We start from the raw sequence: 15273 nt of genomic DNA on the forward strand, positions 1-15273 counted from the left end.
AGCTACCCCTCAGGATTTTCTATCCGCTTGTATAAGAACCCTGCAAAGCTGTCCGCGTATCTTTTTTCATTTGCGCCAGCTTTCACAAAGACTGGATACTCTCCGTCATCATCTTGGGTCGATGTGTCAAAATAGAAAGTTTCACCGAAATCATTAGAGCAAACAACCACAGCGGAATCCCTTACAAAGCCCTGCTCTCTTTCACTCTTTGTTTGATAAGCAATGTCGCCAACTGACAGGTCGGATAGAACGGGATATATTGCGAATATCTCTTCGCCATAAACGTGACCTCCGCCGTAGTTCTTGACAAACCAGAGATAGCTAGGGGGCAGCTTACAGCCAATCTTGTTTTCAGTTTCTGCAACTCTTTCATCTGTTGGAGAAAGATCGCTGCTCGCCGTGCCGAACTCAACGCCATTGCCAGAGTATTCGGCAATTAGTTTTTCTAACTCAGTTATAGACGTCATCATTGCCCCCAGTTTGCCGAGCGATATATCCAATAATTGCTCGACCATGTGCTCTGATCCCCGAAAACTGGATCGTTTTTGACTGGAGTTTTCCGCGCTAGGATCTCGGCTGGGAGAAGGAGCGGAAGCGATGAAGGCATCGAAGTTTTCGGGGATCAGAGCAATCAGAGCACGTGAACGCAGTGCCGGTAGCCATCACATTTGCACTGGCGATCGGTGGGGCACGGGCGGCGTTCATCAGGTTGGCCAGTTCGGCATTCAATTCTTGCGCCTCAAGCGGATAGCTGATCTGCGACCAATCGCCGGCTGCAGAAAACGCCGCAACTGGCATAAGCGCGATGAGAAGTAGCGCGAGAATGTTTCGGATCTGGGCGCGGAGGAGGTGCATACTTCTGGACAAAAGATTTAGGTCGTCGCGGGTAGTTCGGGCCAAGCTGCGCCTGCTTTGAACTTTTTGTACCAATACTCTCGGATGTAAGGGTCATAGAGACGATCGAATTCTCTGGTCAAAATCTCAAGCTTATCGCCGATTTCAAAACGATACTTGAAAAGTAAAGTTGCTAGGCGCCCTTGAATTTCCAGCAACTTATCAAAGTCCTCTTCTGATTCTGCAAAAGAATGACGTGTCGCAATATCATGTATCAGCTCAGCACATCTTTTCTCGTAGGCAGGCAGACATTGGCGAATGCCCGATGTAGCTCGGTCAAGAAGATCGATGTTTTCAGCTAATACCTGATCAATGATCCCAAATTCCATCAACTTACCTCAAAGGCTGGATGTGACCCACCTGGCCAGTTGTCGGAGTAGAAATCATCTCCATTGGTATGATAGATTTCTCTAACTCAGAGACAATCCGATGACACAAGCCAGTACTTTCCCCGAGGCACTTGATCCTCGTGCATCCAATTAATTCTCTCTGACCTTACCCCTGGCGAGTTTATGAAGTCCTGAACCGCAAGCCACGCCTGCTCAGGGGGCAAAAAAAAGCCCTCAAGTGTCAGCGAGTCTTCCACCGCTTCAACGTACGTGTCTAGTTTTTCAATATTTCCAAGTGAAATATAATTCTCTTCACTGCCGTCTGGTCTATTGTGGCGATGCCATAACCAGATCCCATATTGTGGATTGGCAACTATAGACAGATGGTAACATTCGCTATCCTGCAAATACCAGGTGACATCAGCATCTTCTGTCCATGCCTCTGGAAAGTTCTCCAAAAATAGTGGCTCGATCTGCTCATTTGTTGGCAACTCTGGGCCACGCATCCCAGGAAATGAGGCGTTTACATCCATCAAGACACTCCCTACTTCGAAATAAACCGACCACTATTAATTACAGCAGTACTACCGTCTTTGAAGGTCAGATTTAGATTTTCGATACCCATCCTCTGAGCCAGATCTGGTAGTGCCTTTGGGTCACGGCAGAAACTACATGAATATCGATCAACGAACATGTTGACAGTCGAAGGCATGCTTCCTCTGGATTTCTCATACGCCCGCATCAGGGAATGCGCTTCTCCATGCGTGAGATATTGCCCAGTGCCCTGACCATATTTTACGCCTAGAGTATCAGCCCACGATCTACCTAGTTCTTTATCCGTGTCCCTAACGAGCACTGACGAATTCACGCCAAACACGGGTTTCCCATCGAGATCAACGAACGCAACAGTTCCCTTTCTGTCCCCCTTAAGAGGGATACTATCTCCTAATTCAATCAGTCCACCTTTGTGCTTTCTGAATTCATCAATGGTCGCAAACGCAACGTCTGCGGTATACGGCGCCCTGTTTCCATTGATAAGTACGCGTTTTGCCCCCAAAGCAGTAACAATCGCCGCCGTTGTGACGGCGGCGACCAATTTCAGGTCTTTGACTTCCTGATTGGAAAGGCCTTGCTCTTTTGCAAAACGCTCAACCGTTCTGGCAACAGCCTCTGAAGAAAGCTCCCCTGCGTCTGCAAGTGGTTTAAGCGCCTCTTTGTACTCAGCGTATTTCTCCTCGCCGAGCGCAAGCCGCATGCTCACGTCGCGGATCAACGAAACCGACATGCCCAGAGACTGCGCCCCTGCGACCAACACTTCATCCGAGGCCATCTCGCGCAGCGTTTCTGCGGTTTTGGTAATCGAAGCAGGTAGTTCGGTGTCGCCTCTCTCACCAACCAGATAATCGCGTGCGTATTCCTCCAGCAAGCGGCTGAGCATCTGGACGCAAGCTTCGCGTTCCCGCGGTGTCAGTTCTGCAATTTCACGGCCGTTTTCATCGAACAGCACACAGCCGGTGGCAGCATGGGCCGAGGAGACAACGAGGTCCCAGAGGTTGAAGCCTCGGCGACCGGAACAGGTTACCAGCGCACGAAGATCGAGGTCGCCTTCGTCAATTGCCTTGGCGACGGTTTTTGCCGTGTCCAGTTCCGACGGAGTGAGCGCACCAGATGCGGCCAGTTCTTCTCCCAACGCCCGGAACGCTTCCCCGAGTGCCTTTCCGGTGACTTCGATGCCTTCGACAGCCTTCTCGAGAGATGTGTCGGAGAGATAGAGCTCGAACCCTTCTTCTTTCCGGGATGTGACAACCACGACGGCATCCGGATCGCGATTGATGTTTGCAAGCTGGGTTTCTGTTGTTGTTTTATCTTCCGCCGCTTCCCGGTCCGCTTCGGTGCGCAGGGCTTCGGCGCGGGCCGTGTCGCCTTCGGCTTCTGCCGCGTCGGCCTCGGCTTCCAGGTCGGCGGCCTTGATGCCGTCGCCGTCGCCGTCGCGCACGATGATCTCGCCCTCGCCAATGGTGGCGCGGGCAACGCCCTCGGTTTCGGAGTTGGAATAGGCCCCTTCCACCGTGATGCCCGGTTTGGACTTGCCTTCCGGATTGGAGCCGACGCTGACGCCGACCGAACCGGAAACCTGCCGGCCCTTGCGGTGAAGGTCGATATCCGCCGTTTCCAGACGCTCGGTTTCAAGGGTCAGGTCGCCGGAGCGCGAGGCGATTACCCCGCCGGTGATGGAGGTCGTTTCGCCGACATCGGCATTGAGCGCGTTGTCTGTGACGATGCCGGAGGGGGCGTTCACCCAGGCCGAGCTGTTGGAGCCCTTGGCCCCGTTGACGCTGGCAGAGGCGCCGAAGGTGGGCCCGGCACCGTCTGCCCCCAGCCCGATGCCAACGGAAACCCCGGCGCTGTAGCCGCTGCTCTGGTTGGAGCCTTCGGCCGTGTCCAGCCGGCTTTCGATGGTGAGGTTGCGGCCGATGTCGAGATCGGCACTGTCGGCTTCGATCCGCGCGCCCTTCAGGGCAAGGTCCCGGCCGGTTGCGACCGACACATTGCCGCCCGCCGTCACATCCGTGTTGGTGTGATAGGTCTGCGACTGGCTGTAGGAACTTTGCTGGCCGGAGACATCCAGCCCCAGGCTGAGGCTGGCGCCGGGGGCTCCATTCTTGCCACTGGCGCCGACACCAAGCGTCAGCCCGATGCCCGCGGACATGCTGGAGCTTTCGCCCTCATAGGCGAGATGGTTTTGCGCCGATTCCAGGATGACATCCCGTCCCGCCGCCATGGCAATGTCGTTGCCGGCGTCGATCCGGGCGCCCTTGGCGGTGATGTCGCGTCCCGCCTCCAGGGACATGTCGTTGCCCGCCGACAGCGTGGCGGTGCGGGCGATGGCGCTAACCTCCGACGAGCTGCTTTCCTCGCGGGAGATGCCGATGCCGATGCGCACCCCGGCAATGGTGCCGCCCTGGCGGATGGCGTTGAGCTGGTTGAGCGCGTCGACCGCCTTCAGCCCGGCGGAGACCGCGGAAAGCGCCTGATAGCCGAGATTGCCCTTGCCCGAGGCTGCCATGCGCGGGGCATCCGCCAGCGACTTCACCGGTCCGGAAATGTTTTCGAAGGCGCCGACCGACAGCGCGAAGGTGTCGATCTTGTGGCTTTCCGAATGGGCATAAAGATCGTGGACGCTGTCCAGGACGATGTCGCGCCCGGCGGTTATGCCAAGGTCTTCGTCTGCGGCGACGGAGGCAGCTTCGGAAACCACATCGCGCCCGGCATCAATGGAAACGTTCCGGCCGGACACCGCCGAGGTGACCTGGGTCAACGAGCTGGTGTCGGAGGTATGCCGTTCGGACTTGTAGCCGGCGACCACGCCCATGTTGCCGGTTTCGGCAAAGAAGCCGCTTTTCTTGTCGACCCGGCTGTCTTCGGAGGTGTTCTGGGCAGCTTCCAGGCGCACATCGCGCCCGGCCGAAATGGCAACGTCGCTTTCGGAGGATACGGCAGAGCCCTTGACCACGACATCCCCTGCACCGGCCGTGATCTCCAGATCGCCGAGCGCGGTCACCATGGAGCCCACCTGCGTGGTGCTGCTGCTGTCGCGTTTCCTGGAACTTGAGGTCAGGAAGCCGCTTTTGTTGCGCGCGGACCGGTCTTCCCGGCTTTCCTCCGCCGTGCCGATGGTGACGTTTTCACCGGCTGTCAGGCTGGCCGTTCCGTCGCTGGCAATCAGCGAGCCTTCCACGGCGATGTTGCGCCCTGCCTTGAGGTCAGCCGCTTCTGCCGCCTGGATGGTGGAACCGGACACACGGGTCTGGCTTTCGCGCACATCGTAACGGTTGCTGCCTGCCTGGCCACTGGCTTCGAAATGGCTGTCGAGCTCGATGGCGGTCACCACCAGGTCCCGGCCGGCGTCGATTTCCAGGCTGCCGCCGCTGGCAAGATCGGCCCCGGTGATGCGGGTGTCGTTATCGCTGCGGATGGTCAGCGAGTCTTCCGCCGTCACTGTGCCGCGCTCATAGGCCCAGGTGCCGATGGCCGTGGTGCCGTTGCCGGTCGCCCGGGTTGCGGTTTCGATCGAGACAGTCTCGCCGGACAGGGTCACATCCCTGCCGCTGATCGTGCCGGACCTGTTGAGCAGGGTGCCGGCGGCGCTGGCGACCAGGGTTTCGTCGGCCTTGATCGTGCCGCGAACGTTCCTGATTGCCGCTGCCTCTAGCGTCGTGTTGCGCCCGGCGATCACCGCGCCGGTCTTGTTGAGGCCTGTTGTCAAGGCAAGGTAGAGACGGGGCGCGATCACCTCGACGCCATCCACCACCGCGCGTTCGTACCAGACGATGTCGCTGGTCAGGAGCGCGATCTGCTCCTCGCTCAAGGACACGCCGAACGCCAGGTCCAGCGCCTCGGCTTGTGCGCCCGCGTTGTCGATCAGCGTCTTCATCTGCAGGGCATCGGAGGTCTGGTCAGCGGACAGCCAGCGACGGCCCGTCGCCCTGCGCACTTGCTCTGCCACATACTGGCTTTCGAAATAGGCATCGCCGAGCGAGCGGATGTGCTTGTCGATGTCGGGAATGCCGACCGTATCCAGGAAATACTGGGATCCGAAGAATGCGCCGATGTCGACGAATGCGAAGCGGGTTTCGTAAAGGAACGGGCTGCTTTCCGGAGCCCGGCTGAAAAGCTGGCCGTTGAACTTGTAGGACGCGGGGTCGAAGGCCGGGGCCTGGGAGCTTGCGTTGAGCTGAACGATGGACGTGTCCTGCGTGGACTTCTGCAGGTCCTCCGGGGTGGAAGGCTCGCCGGCTTTGTTGGTGAGCGTGCCTGTCAGGTTGCCGATCAGCGATCCGCCGGCGTGGATGGTCGCGGGAACGGCGTCGATCGTTTCGGCGCTCAGCGTCTTGCTTTGCACCCCGTTGTCCAGAAACTTGTGCGAGGGGGCAAAGCCCAGCGTGCGGGTTTCGTAGCTCGACCAGCTCTGGTGGATGGTGATGACCCGTGTCAGGGTCTTGCCGCCGTTGACGATGCTGGTGCCGTCGATGCGCATGTCGCCGGAGGCGACGATGTCGCTGTATTCGTTTTCCAGCGTACCGACATCCAGCACCATGTTGCCGTTCTGTGCCGCGATGCGCGCGACCGGGTCGACCAGTTCAAAGGTGTCTTCGGTGACGTAGATGGTCACCACATCGCCCGAACCTGCTGCGCCGTCCTCGTCGGGGGCGAGCATCAGCCAGTCGTCATAGGTGCCGTTGTCCGGATCGAACTCGGGAATGGATGTCGGTGCGTATTCCTTCCACCAGTTCTGGTCCCAGTCCGCTGCCGTGGCATTTTTGGCCTTGAGGATCTCAGAGATCTTTTCCGGGTGCGGCACGAACACATAGCCGCCGGGCCCGCCGCCAGTGTCCCAGAACTGGTCCCAGTCGCCGATGCCGCCGGCCGCCCAGTATTTGGAGAAGCCGCCCTTCAGCCAGTCGGGAGGATAGGCCCCGGCGACGACTTCATTGGCATATGCGGTCGTCTTGGTGTCGAAAGTGGCACCGGTGATGTTCTTCAGGCTTTCAGCCCGGATCGTCAGCGTTCCGGACCGTGCCTCGATGATCCCGCCCTTGCGGTTGATGATGCTGGCCGCCTTGGTGCCCGCCGTGCGGCCTTCCAGCGTCAGGCCGTTTTCGGCAACAAGAACGCCGCCATGGTTGTCCAGGTTGACTGAGCGGATGGTCAGGCCGTTGCCGGCGTGAACGCCGCCCCGGTTGGTGAAGCTGTCCAGCCCATCTAACAGGGCAGCATCATTGGCAACGATGTAAGCGCCGGAGGCGACGCTGGTGGTTCCACCGTTGACCGTCAGCCCGCCGGTCGCTTCCAGTTTGCCGGTCACCGACAGCGTGCCGCCGATGGTCAGCTGACCGGTTCCGTTCACGCGCAGCAGCCCGGCAACGGTCAGATCGTTGACGCTGAGGTCCAGCGTGTTGGTGGCGGTCAACCCCGGGGCGGCAGCGGCAAGCGTTGCCGTGCCGGTGATGCTGCCGGAGATATCCCGCGCCGCGACCGTCGCCCCGGAGCCGCTGAGGGAAAGCCCGCCAAGATCAAGCGCCAGCGAACCGACCTCCAGCGCGCCGAGCTGGTTCCAGGTGCCGGCGGTGATCCGTGTCAGGTCGCCGGACTGGAGGCGGGACCCGGCGGCCACGTTGAGCGAACCGGATGCGGTGAGCGTCAACGTGCCGGCGTCCGTTATCGCGGCGCCTTCGCCGGTGACGCCGGCAAAAACCTTTCCGCCGGAAATGTCGATCACCGGCGCGGTCAGCGCGACATGGTCGCGCGCGTTGACTTCGCCCGCCGTTGCCACGGTCAAACGGCCGGCCGCAGAAAGGGCAAGGTTTCCGCCGGAATAAAGCACCGATCCGGAGGAGACCGTGACGTCGCCAAGGCTGGAGGCGACATCGATTGCACTGGCGATCGACGCGCTGCCGAGAACCACGTCGTTTGATGCCTGCACTGTGTAGGTGTCGGCGGCAACGGTTCCGGATTGCTGAAGCGCGCCGACGTTGAAGGTGATGGCCTCGCCCGCCTGAAGGTGGCTGGCGGCGGAAAAATCGGCCAGGCCCGTCGTTGCCACCTTGATGGAGCCGACCCCTGCTGCCAGCGTGCCGCCGGGCGCCATGCCCGCCAGAAGCTGCGCCTCGTCAAAATCGATGCCTGCTGCTTCCAATTCCACCTGGTTGCCGGCACCAAGGGTTGCCTCCTTGGCAATCTTGATATCTCCACCGGCCTTCAGGATCAGCGTTTCCTGGCCGTAGACGGACGCATTTTGCTGAATTTCGACCGAGCCGTTGACGGACTGGGCACGCAGGGTCTTGCGGGCAGACACCGTGCCGCCAAGCACCAGCTTGCCATCGGCGGTTATCTGAAAATCGCCGGTGGCGGCCGTCGCGCTTTCTGGAGCACGCACACCGACGCCGCTTTCCGTGCCGATCAGCTTGATGCGGCCGGCATACATGCCACCAAGCGCGGAGGAATCGATGGCAAATTCCGGCTTGTCCGCCGCCGACCCGGCCTTGGCCGCAACCGAGCGGTTGGCATAGTCGTAGTCGTTTCGACCGGCAAAGACGCCGAGGTTCTCGCCGGCGTGGATCTTGCCGTTGATTTCGACCGCGCGCGAGACGATGTCGAAATAATCGACGCTTTCCGCCGCGACGCCATCCGCACCGATGGTGACGGTGCCGCGGTCGACAGAGAAGCCCTTCAGCGTTCCCGCATCGACCTGCGGCACGCCGGTCGTCAGCGTTGCCCGCGGAATGTTGATGAAGCCGCAGCCGTTACAGGTGATGCCGTTGGGGTTGGCGAGGATATAGTTCGCCTGCCCGCCGTGCAGCTCCGTCGCGCCCTGCAACAGAGACCGGTTGGACGAGGTGACTTCGTTCAGGATCACCGTTGCCGGGCCGGAGCCTTGAAGGTTGGGGTTGCCAACAATGTAGCCGCCCAGGTTGCTTTGGCCGACACCCTTGGAATTGTTGAGGATCAGGCCGTTCTTGCCGACATTGAAATCGGTGAACTTGTTATGGGACAGGCCTTGCGCATTTGGGGTGACGATGTTTTGGACCGGCACTCCGTTTGGCGCCGCGATGATCTCCGGCCGGTTGCCGGGCGCAGCAGCGCCATCCGGTGTCAGCCCGCCGGCAAAGGCTGGCAGGGAGGTCTGGACCAGGAAGACGGTACAGAAGAAACCATTTAAAACGGACTTGATCATAAGCCGATCCGCCTAAAACGTTTGAGAAATGCCCAGCCGGAAACGCAAAAAGCCGTTTTCCGCCGGATCCAGAAATGTCGGATGGGCCAGAGCCCGCTCATAAGCCACTTCGCCGGTCACGATGCCGCCGCTCAGCCGCAGGCCGATCGCACCGCCCATCAGCTCTCCGCCTTCCAGCGGATCGTCGGCATCTTCCAGAACACTGCCGGCATCCAGACCGGCAAACACCTGCGGCAGACCGAATAGCCGTTTCAGGTTGTCCGGAGCTTTGCTGGCGAATGCGGGCGTGAAGCCAAGCTCAAGCTGGCTGTAGCCACCGGCATCACCCGACAGGCTGACATCGCGGAACCCGCGAACGGACAACGGCCCGCCGATGGTTACCCTTTCGGAGGCAAACAGCGTGTCGGGCGAAAAAGCGCCATAGGTGCTGGCCTGAAAGGAAAGCTGGCCGACCGGGTTCTGCCAGACCCGCTGGTAGAACCCCGACAGCGTCACCTGGCTGAACTGGGCCGCCGGCGTGCCATCCAGCTGGCGACTGTCCTTCTGGGCGGCAAAGCCCTCCAGCCCCTGCTTGAAGGCGATACTGGCCTGTCCGAACCCACCGGCAATCCGGCCGCTGATCTTCGTGGAGGCTTCCAGAACGGCCAACCGCTGGCTAGAGGCATCGATGAAGATCTCTTCGATGAAGTTGTTGGCTTCCTTCAGCGAGAACGCGCCGCCGGCACGCCAGACAAAGCGTCCGTTCCGGTGCAGCACCCGGTCCAACTCCACGCGGCCTTCCCAGCTGGTGCCATCATAGGAATAGTCGCCCGAGGGGCTTTCCAGGCGGGACAGATAGTCCAGATAGGACCCGCTGATGTTGACGGTCCAATACCGCCAGGGCACGGACAGATAGGCGTTGATCGAGCGCGAATAGATACGCTCGTCCAGCCTGTCGAGCGAGCTGCGGGCAGAGATCGTCAACAGCTCGTTCAACCCGAGCACGTCCTCAAAGCCGGCGATGCCGTTCCACTGATGTCGGCCGGTGCTGGTGGCCCCGCCATTGTCCAGCGATGCGGACAGTTGCACCGCGTAGGCATCTTTCACCTCGATGGTGACGATGCTCTGGCCTACGCCCGCGCCCGGCTCGATGCGGATGACGGCTTCCTTCGACCCCAGCCGGTTGATCTGCTCCAGCCCCTGCTCGAAATCGCGGATATTCATGATCCGGCCGGATCGCTCGCCGAAAAGCTGCGTTGCCCCTCGCCGCGCCTTGCCGTTTTCCTGAAGGCGAACCTCGGACACCGAGCCCTCGACGATGAGAACACGCAATTCTCCGGAACCGAGATCCTGCGGCACCAAATACGCGCGCGAGGTGACGAAGCCCTTCTCGACGTAATAATTGGTCGCCGTTCTGAGCACGTTCTGGATGTCGGTCAGCGTCAGGCAGGCGCCCTGACGGTTGCGGACCAGCAACTCCAGTTGGTTTGCCGGAACGCGCTTTGCGCCTTCGAACCGGATCCTGTCGACGTCAACACATGGTCCCTCGCCGCCGGTTGCCTGCGGCAGCAGATCCGGCGAACGCTGGGATGGTTCCGTCGTTCCGCCCAGAAAACGGTCACGCTCCAACCGGCGCTGCTGTTCTTCGCGCTCGATGATCTGCTGCTGCTGGCGTAGCACGTTCTCGATCCCCGCAGGCGTTTGAGCCGCCCCGGGCAGTGCAAACAGCAGTGCTCCTGCAAGCGGAGCCAGGAAACGCGCAAGTGCTCGCATGGTGTCAGTCGGTCGTCTTGCCCGCGGAAAGGTCCTTCAACCGGGCCAATGCGGCAGCGGACCCCTGCAGCGAAAACTCGATGCGGACCTGCTTGTCGTTGGTGGCGGTGACACCGACTGCGGTGAGCCGATTGCCCGTCCGGAGTTTTTCAAGGGCTGCTTCATCCAGCGGCACCGGCACCACGCAGCCTGAGGGAAGGCAGGTCAGGAACTGCGCCTTCGGCAACTCAACGTCATCCACCGCAAGTGTGAGACCTTGCGAGAAGGCCAGGCCAAAGGGCGCCAGAACCGTCAGCACCGGACCCTCCCCGGCCCGTTCCTCGACCAACAAGGCGGACAGACGCTGCCCGGTCTTTTGCTGCACCAGCTCCTGCGTCATCCGGCAGGTGCGTGTTTCGGCCTCCACGCACGTCACCGTCCAAGCCTTGAACCGTTCAGTGAGGGTCTTCTGGTCCGGCTGTTCCGATTGGGCGGAGGCTTGCGTGCACACAGCCAGCAGACCTGCCGCCACCAGTACCGGTTTCCAGAACTTGTGGCGGTGACCAGAGACGAAATTCGGCGGTACGAAAAATTGGAAAAACATTGTCTGTGCCTGGAGTATCTGTTTTTTGACGGACAGCACGCAGGGCGTGCAGAGGCGTTCTGCCGGGAGAGCCAGCAGGCCAATGATCAGGATCGTAAAAAGGCAGCTATCGTCGCCGACCCTTCAAATTCAGAACCGGCAAGTTGTTCAAAAAACAGCGAAACTGTTGCGCATTGTCTTTTCCCGCATTGTCTTTTTTGTTAATGCTGCCCTAAGGGTTTAAGCCACAGGTTGCAAGCAATTTTTGCGGGAAAATTACCTCATATGGTTGAGAAGTTTTGTTTAGCAATCGATTTAATTTCAGTTTTATTTCTCAAAACTCTCAATCAAAACGAGCACTTGCTAGTATCTTCCAGGCCGGCTGGCAAGAGGCGCGCAGCCTGATCAAACCACGCTTTTTATCGGGGACGAATGTAAAGGCCGGTCTCGAGAGACGGGCCACAACGGCAGCAGGTTGCAAAAACAGATCTGAAACGCACAGCTGCAGCAAGGAAGGCAACGGGCATCGCAAGTGCCAATTCGGTTAGCCGAGACTGTGGTCTTGGGAAGAAAACGCCGACGCAGACGCACCAACCGCTGCGGGCGAAAACAGGTCCGCAGGCATTGCAGGTCGCGAGGTGTTCAAATTGGAAGGAAGAAAATGGTCGGAGTGAGAGGATTCGAACCTCCGACCCCCTCGTCCCGAACGAGGTGCGCTACCAGGCTGCGCTACACTCCGACACAGAATATGAGCTTAGAAAGCTAGGCTCATCGGGAACAGCTGGGCAAGCCCTCGCTGCGTGGAGGGTCATTTAGCAAAGCTGGTCTGATCCCGCAAGCGATTTGCATTGCCGAATGTCACTTTTTTGAAACTGTGAACAACCTCGGCAAGGCAAGGGCGAATTACGCCGCTTTCCAGCGGACACGCCAAGTCCGGCTTGCCGTTCCGCCAACTTGTAGCGGATTGAAACGGCCGCCAATCGTCCCGGCGATGGCTTTGCAACGCACCTGGGGAAAACCGGTCCTTCCCCGTCAAAGTTTGCTCTTGTGGAGACTTGCGCAAAGGATCGAGGCTCGCTATACAGCGTCCCCACGGCCTTGGGGTGTAGCCAAGCGGTAAGGCAGCGGTTTTTGGTACCGCCATGCGAAGGTTCGAATCCTTCCACCCCAGCCAGTCTTTCTTCCCTTAAAAGACATCTTCTAGCCTTGCCCGTTTCGGGCCGTGCTGCCACGTGCGACGACCTCGTAGCCGAGATCGACCACCGGCTGTTCCGGCTCAATTCCGGCAAGGGCACCCGTCAGCATGCGAAAGGCATCGCGTCCCATGGCCAGGCGGAACGTGCGCACGCTAGTGATCGGCGGGTTGGCGGCGGCCATCATTTCCAGATCGTTGAAACCGCAGATACCCATCTGATCCGGAACCCGGATGCCGCGGCGCTGGCACTCGAACAGGGCGCCGAGCGCAAGGTCATCGTTGTTGCACAGGATCGCATCGGTTTCCGGCGCTTTCGACAGAAGGTCGGCGACCAGTTCACAGCCAAGGGTGACGGTTGAAGGACGCGGTGTCGTCACGATCCGACCCGCATCGAAGACACCTGCCTTTTCCGCCTCCCCGCGGAACCCGGCAAGGCGGCGCTGGCTGCGCGGGTCGAGCCGGGCAGCGATATAGCCCGGACGCCTGTATCCGGCAGCAAGAAGATGGCGAGTTGCCGCGGCAGAGGCCTCCACGTGGGAAAAGCCGACCATCATGTCATATGGTGCCGGCCCGCACTCCATGATCTGGACGATGCGGCAGTCTGCCTGCTCCAGCAGCCGGGCCGTGTCTTCCGACTGATCCAGACCGGACAGGACCAGGCCAGCGGGACGCTGGCTCAGGAAGGTTCGCACAAGGCTTTCTTCTTCAAGTGGGGAATAGCGGGAATTGCCGAGCTGGATCTGCCATTTCGACGCTTCAGCCGCTTCATAGATGCCTCGCATGACATCGGAAAACACGTTGTTGGTTACTGACGGCACGATGACGCCGATGACGTTGGTCTTGCCCGCAGCAAGCGCGCTGGCCGCCGGATCCGGCACGTATCCGAGCCTGTCGACCACCTCCCGGATTTTGGTCAGTGTCTTGGCGGAGACCTTGTCAGGATCACGTAGCGCGCGCGACACGGTCATAGCGCTAACACCAGCTTCCCGGGCAACATCGGCGATTGTGATTTTCAAATTATTCAACCATTACAATTATTTATACCATTGCAAATCAACTCTTCGATAATATCCTAGAAAAAAGTATTTGACAAATGTTAGCGCTATCATTTTCAATACGCCCAACAACGAGATCATTCGGGGACGGAAATGCAGGGTGAATTGCCATCAGCCTCTGGCGAAACGGCCATCGTCGTGATGGGCGTTTGCGGCGCCGGCAAAAGCCTGCTGGCGAACCGCCTCGCGGACAGGCTTGGCGTCGGCATGGTTGAAGCTGACGACTTTCACAGCCCGGAAAACAAGCGCAAGATGGCGGCGGGAAAAGCGCTGACCGATGCCGACCGCATGCCTTGGCTGGACGCTGTGTCACTTGCCGCCAAGCTGCAGATCTACTGTGCCGGCGGTGCAGTGATCGCCTGCTCCAGCCTGAAGCGCGCCTATCGGGACCGTTTACGGGCTGCCCTGCCCTCGTGCATCTTTGTTCACCTGGCAGGAGAACGCGGCCTGATCGCCGAGCGCCTGGGTGGGCGCCAGGGACACTTCGTCGGTGAAACGCTGCTGGACAGCCAGCTGGCGACGCTCGAACCGCTGCAAGTCGGGGAAGCCGGCTTCAGCCTGGATATTTCAAGGCCTGTCGACGAACTTGTCGACAAAGCCATGAAAGAACTGCGGCCAGCAAGGCCGCCTCGTACCACCATCGCCTCTTGAGCGATGACGTTTCGACTAGGGAGGAAATCATGCTCAAACTCTTGACCAGAACCGCTCTTGCCGCCGTTGCGGCCGGTGCGCTTGCCACGACCGCCATGGCTGCGGACTATTCGTTCCGCTTCCAGTCTTCCGACCCGGCAGGTAACCCGAATTTCGTGCTCCAGCAGGGCTGGGCCGCGAGCGTGAAGGAAAAGACCGGCGGCAAGATCGAGGTCGAGTTGCTGCCTGTGGAGTCCATTGTGGCCCACAGCGAGACCCAGGATGCCATCGCATCCGGCATTCTTGACGGCCATATCACCGATACGTCCTACTTTGCCGGCAAGGATCCGGCTTTCGGTCTGATCGCCAACCCGGTCGGCGCCTGGGCGTCGCCGGACCAGATGTTTGCCTTCATGTATGATGGCGGCGGCAAGGACCTGATGAACGAGCTGGTAGAGCCTTACGGCCTGCACTTCATCGGCGCGACGACACCGGGTCTGGAGGCCTTCGTCTCCAAGGTTCCGCTGAACGGTGTTGACGACCTGAAGGGCCTGAAGATGCGTGCGCCGGAAGGCCTGGTGCAGCAGGTGTTTGCAGCGGCTGGCGCTGCTCCGGTCAACCTGCCGGGGTCCGAAGTCTTCACCGCGCTCGACAAGGGTGTGATCGACGCAGCCGACTACTCGGTCTTCTCCACCAATCAGGCACAGGGCATGCACGACGTTGCCCCGAACCCGGTCTATCCGGGCTTCCACTCCATGCCGCTGGTGGAAATTTCCATGAACAAGGCCAAGTGGGATGCCCTGCCGGACGATCTCAAGACCGCCCTTGAAGAAAGCGTCAGGGATTTCGCCAACGCGCAGGTGGCAGCTCTCGCCGAGAGCGACCAGAAAGCCGTCGAGGAAGCCAAGGCCAGCGGCAAGGTGACCGTTACGGACTGGTCGCCGGAAGAACGCGCGAAGTTCCGCTCCATCGCCACCGGCGAATGGGCCAAGGTCGCCGAACGTTCGGACAATGCCCAGAAGGTCTATGACGTTCTGACCAGCTACCTGAAAGAAAACGGCCTGATGCAGTAAGCTGCCTCAATGTGGTTACCTGGCGGGCGCCTTCGGGCGCCCGTTTTG

Annotated in this window: 9 protein-coding genes and 2 tRNA genes; 3 read left to right on the forward strand and 8 right to left on the reverse strand. The window is 59.9% G+C overall.

The features are described 5' to 3' along the window. Nucleotides 1-2: 2 nt before the first annotated feature. The 7 genes from B0E33_RS03395 to B0E33_RS03430 form a co-directional block, all read right to left on the reverse strand. Nucleotides 3-515, reverse strand: a complete 513-nt coding sequence (locus B0E33_RS03395) for an SMI1/KNR4 family protein (protein ID WP_077290429.1) — start codon at nucleotides 513-515, stop codon at nucleotides 3-5. A 357-nt stretch (nucleotides 516-872) separates the two neighbouring features. Further along, a complete protein-coding gene (locus tag B0E33_RS03405; protein ID WP_077290431.1) occupies nucleotides 873-1223 on the reverse strand; it encodes a CdiI-like immunity protein in 351 nt (116 codons plus the stop codon). 86 nt (nucleotides 1224-1309) lie between these two features. After that, complete coding sequence (locus B0E33_RS03410) at nucleotides 1310-1756, reverse strand: hypothetical protein (RefSeq protein WP_077290432.1); 447 nt, start codon at nucleotides 1754-1756, stop codon at nucleotides 1310-1312. 11 nt (nucleotides 1757-1767) lie between these two features. Then, nucleotides 1768-8958, reverse strand: coding sequence for a two-partner secretion domain-containing protein (locus tag B0E33_RS03415; RefSeq protein ID WP_077290433.1), 7191 nt, complete (start codon nucleotides 8956-8958; stop codon nucleotides 1768-1770). Between the two features lie 12 nt (nucleotides 8959-8970). Next, complete coding sequence (locus B0E33_RS03420) at nucleotides 8971-10710, reverse strand: ShlB/FhaC/HecB family hemolysin secretion/activation protein (protein ID WP_077290434.1); 1740 nt, start codon at nucleotides 10708-10710, stop codon at nucleotides 8971-8973. 4 nt (nucleotides 10711-10714) lie between these two features. Then, on the reverse strand, nucleotides 10715-11293 hold the full coding sequence (locus B0E33_RS03425) for an invasion associated locus B family protein (RefSeq protein WP_139314237.1): 579 nt from the start codon (nucleotides 11291-11293) through the stop codon (nucleotides 10715-10717). A 641-nt stretch (nucleotides 11294-11934) separates the two neighbouring features. Further along, nucleotides 11935-12011, reverse strand: a tRNA-Pro gene (locus tag B0E33_RS03430). A gap of 360 nt (nucleotides 12012-12371) precedes the next feature. Between B0E33_RS03430 and B0E33_RS03435 the strand changes: the two genes are divergently transcribed. Continuing rightward, a tRNA-Gln gene (locus B0E33_RS03435) sits at nucleotides 12372-12446 on the forward strand. A gap of 26 nt (nucleotides 12447-12472) precedes the next feature. Here the strand turns inward: B0E33_RS03435 and gntR are convergent. Beyond that, complete coding sequence (gene gntR, locus B0E33_RS03440) at nucleotides 12473-13492, reverse strand: HTH-type transcriptional regulator GntR (protein ID WP_077290436.1); 1020 nt, start codon at nucleotides 13490-13492, stop codon at nucleotides 12473-12475. 123 nt (nucleotides 13493-13615) lie between these two features. Here gntR and B0E33_RS03445 point away from each other — a divergent pair, with 123 nt between their 5' ends. Together B0E33_RS03445 and B0E33_RS03450 are read left to right on the forward strand one after the other, a co-directional pair. Further along, nucleotides 13616-14173 carry a gluconokinase gene (locus B0E33_RS03445; protein WP_023001566.1) on the forward strand — a complete coding sequence of 186 codons (558 nt, stop codon included), beginning with the start codon at nucleotides 13616-13618 and terminating at the stop codon, nucleotides 14171-14173. Nucleotides 14174-14202: 29 nt separating this feature from the next. Then, complete coding sequence (locus B0E33_RS03450; protein ID WP_055658597.1) at nucleotides 14203-15225, forward strand: TRAP transporter substrate-binding protein; 1023 nt, start codon at nucleotides 14203-14205, stop codon at nucleotides 15223-15225. Nucleotides 15226-15273: the final 48 nt, after the last annotated feature.

The organism is Roseibium algicola (assembly GCF_001999245.1).
GTDB classification, from domain to species: Bacteria; Pseudomonadota; Alphaproteobacteria; order Rhizobiales; family Stappiaceae; genus Roseibium; species Roseibium algicola.

Bases quoted from the DNA above. Each gene is read 5' to 3' on its own strand.
- B0E33_RS03395 (WP_077290429.1), bottom strand. From the start codon at position 515: ATGGTCGAGCAATTATTGGATATATCGCTCGGCAAACTGGGGGCAATG.
- B0E33_RS03405 (WP_077290431.1), bottom strand. From the start codon at position 1,223: ATGGAATTTGGGATCATTGATCAGGTATTAGCTGAAAACATCGATCTT.
- B0E33_RS03410 (WP_077290432.1), bottom strand. From the start codon at position 1,756: ATGGATGTAAACGCCTCATTTCCTGGGATGCGTGGCCCAGAGTTGCCA.
- B0E33_RS03415 (WP_077290433.1), bottom strand. From the start codon at position 8,958: ATGATCAAGTCCGTTTTAAATGGTTTCTTCTGTACCGTCTTCCTGGTC.
- B0E33_RS03420 (WP_077290434.1), bottom strand. From the start codon at position 10,710: ATGCGAGCACTTGCGCGTTTCCTGGCTCCGCTTGCAGGAGCACTGCTG.
- B0E33_RS03425 (WP_139314237.1), bottom strand. From the start codon at position 11,293: ATGTTTTTCCAATTTTTCGTACCGCCGAATTTCGTCTCTGGTCACCGC.
- B0E33_RS03445 (WP_023001566.1), top strand. From the start codon at position 13,616: ATGCAGGGTGAATTGCCATCAGCCTCTGGCGAAACGGCCATCGTCGTG.
- B0E33_RS03450 (WP_055658597.1), top strand. From the start codon at position 14,203: ATGCTCAAACTCTTGACCAGAACCGCTCTTGCCGCCGTTGCGGCCGGT.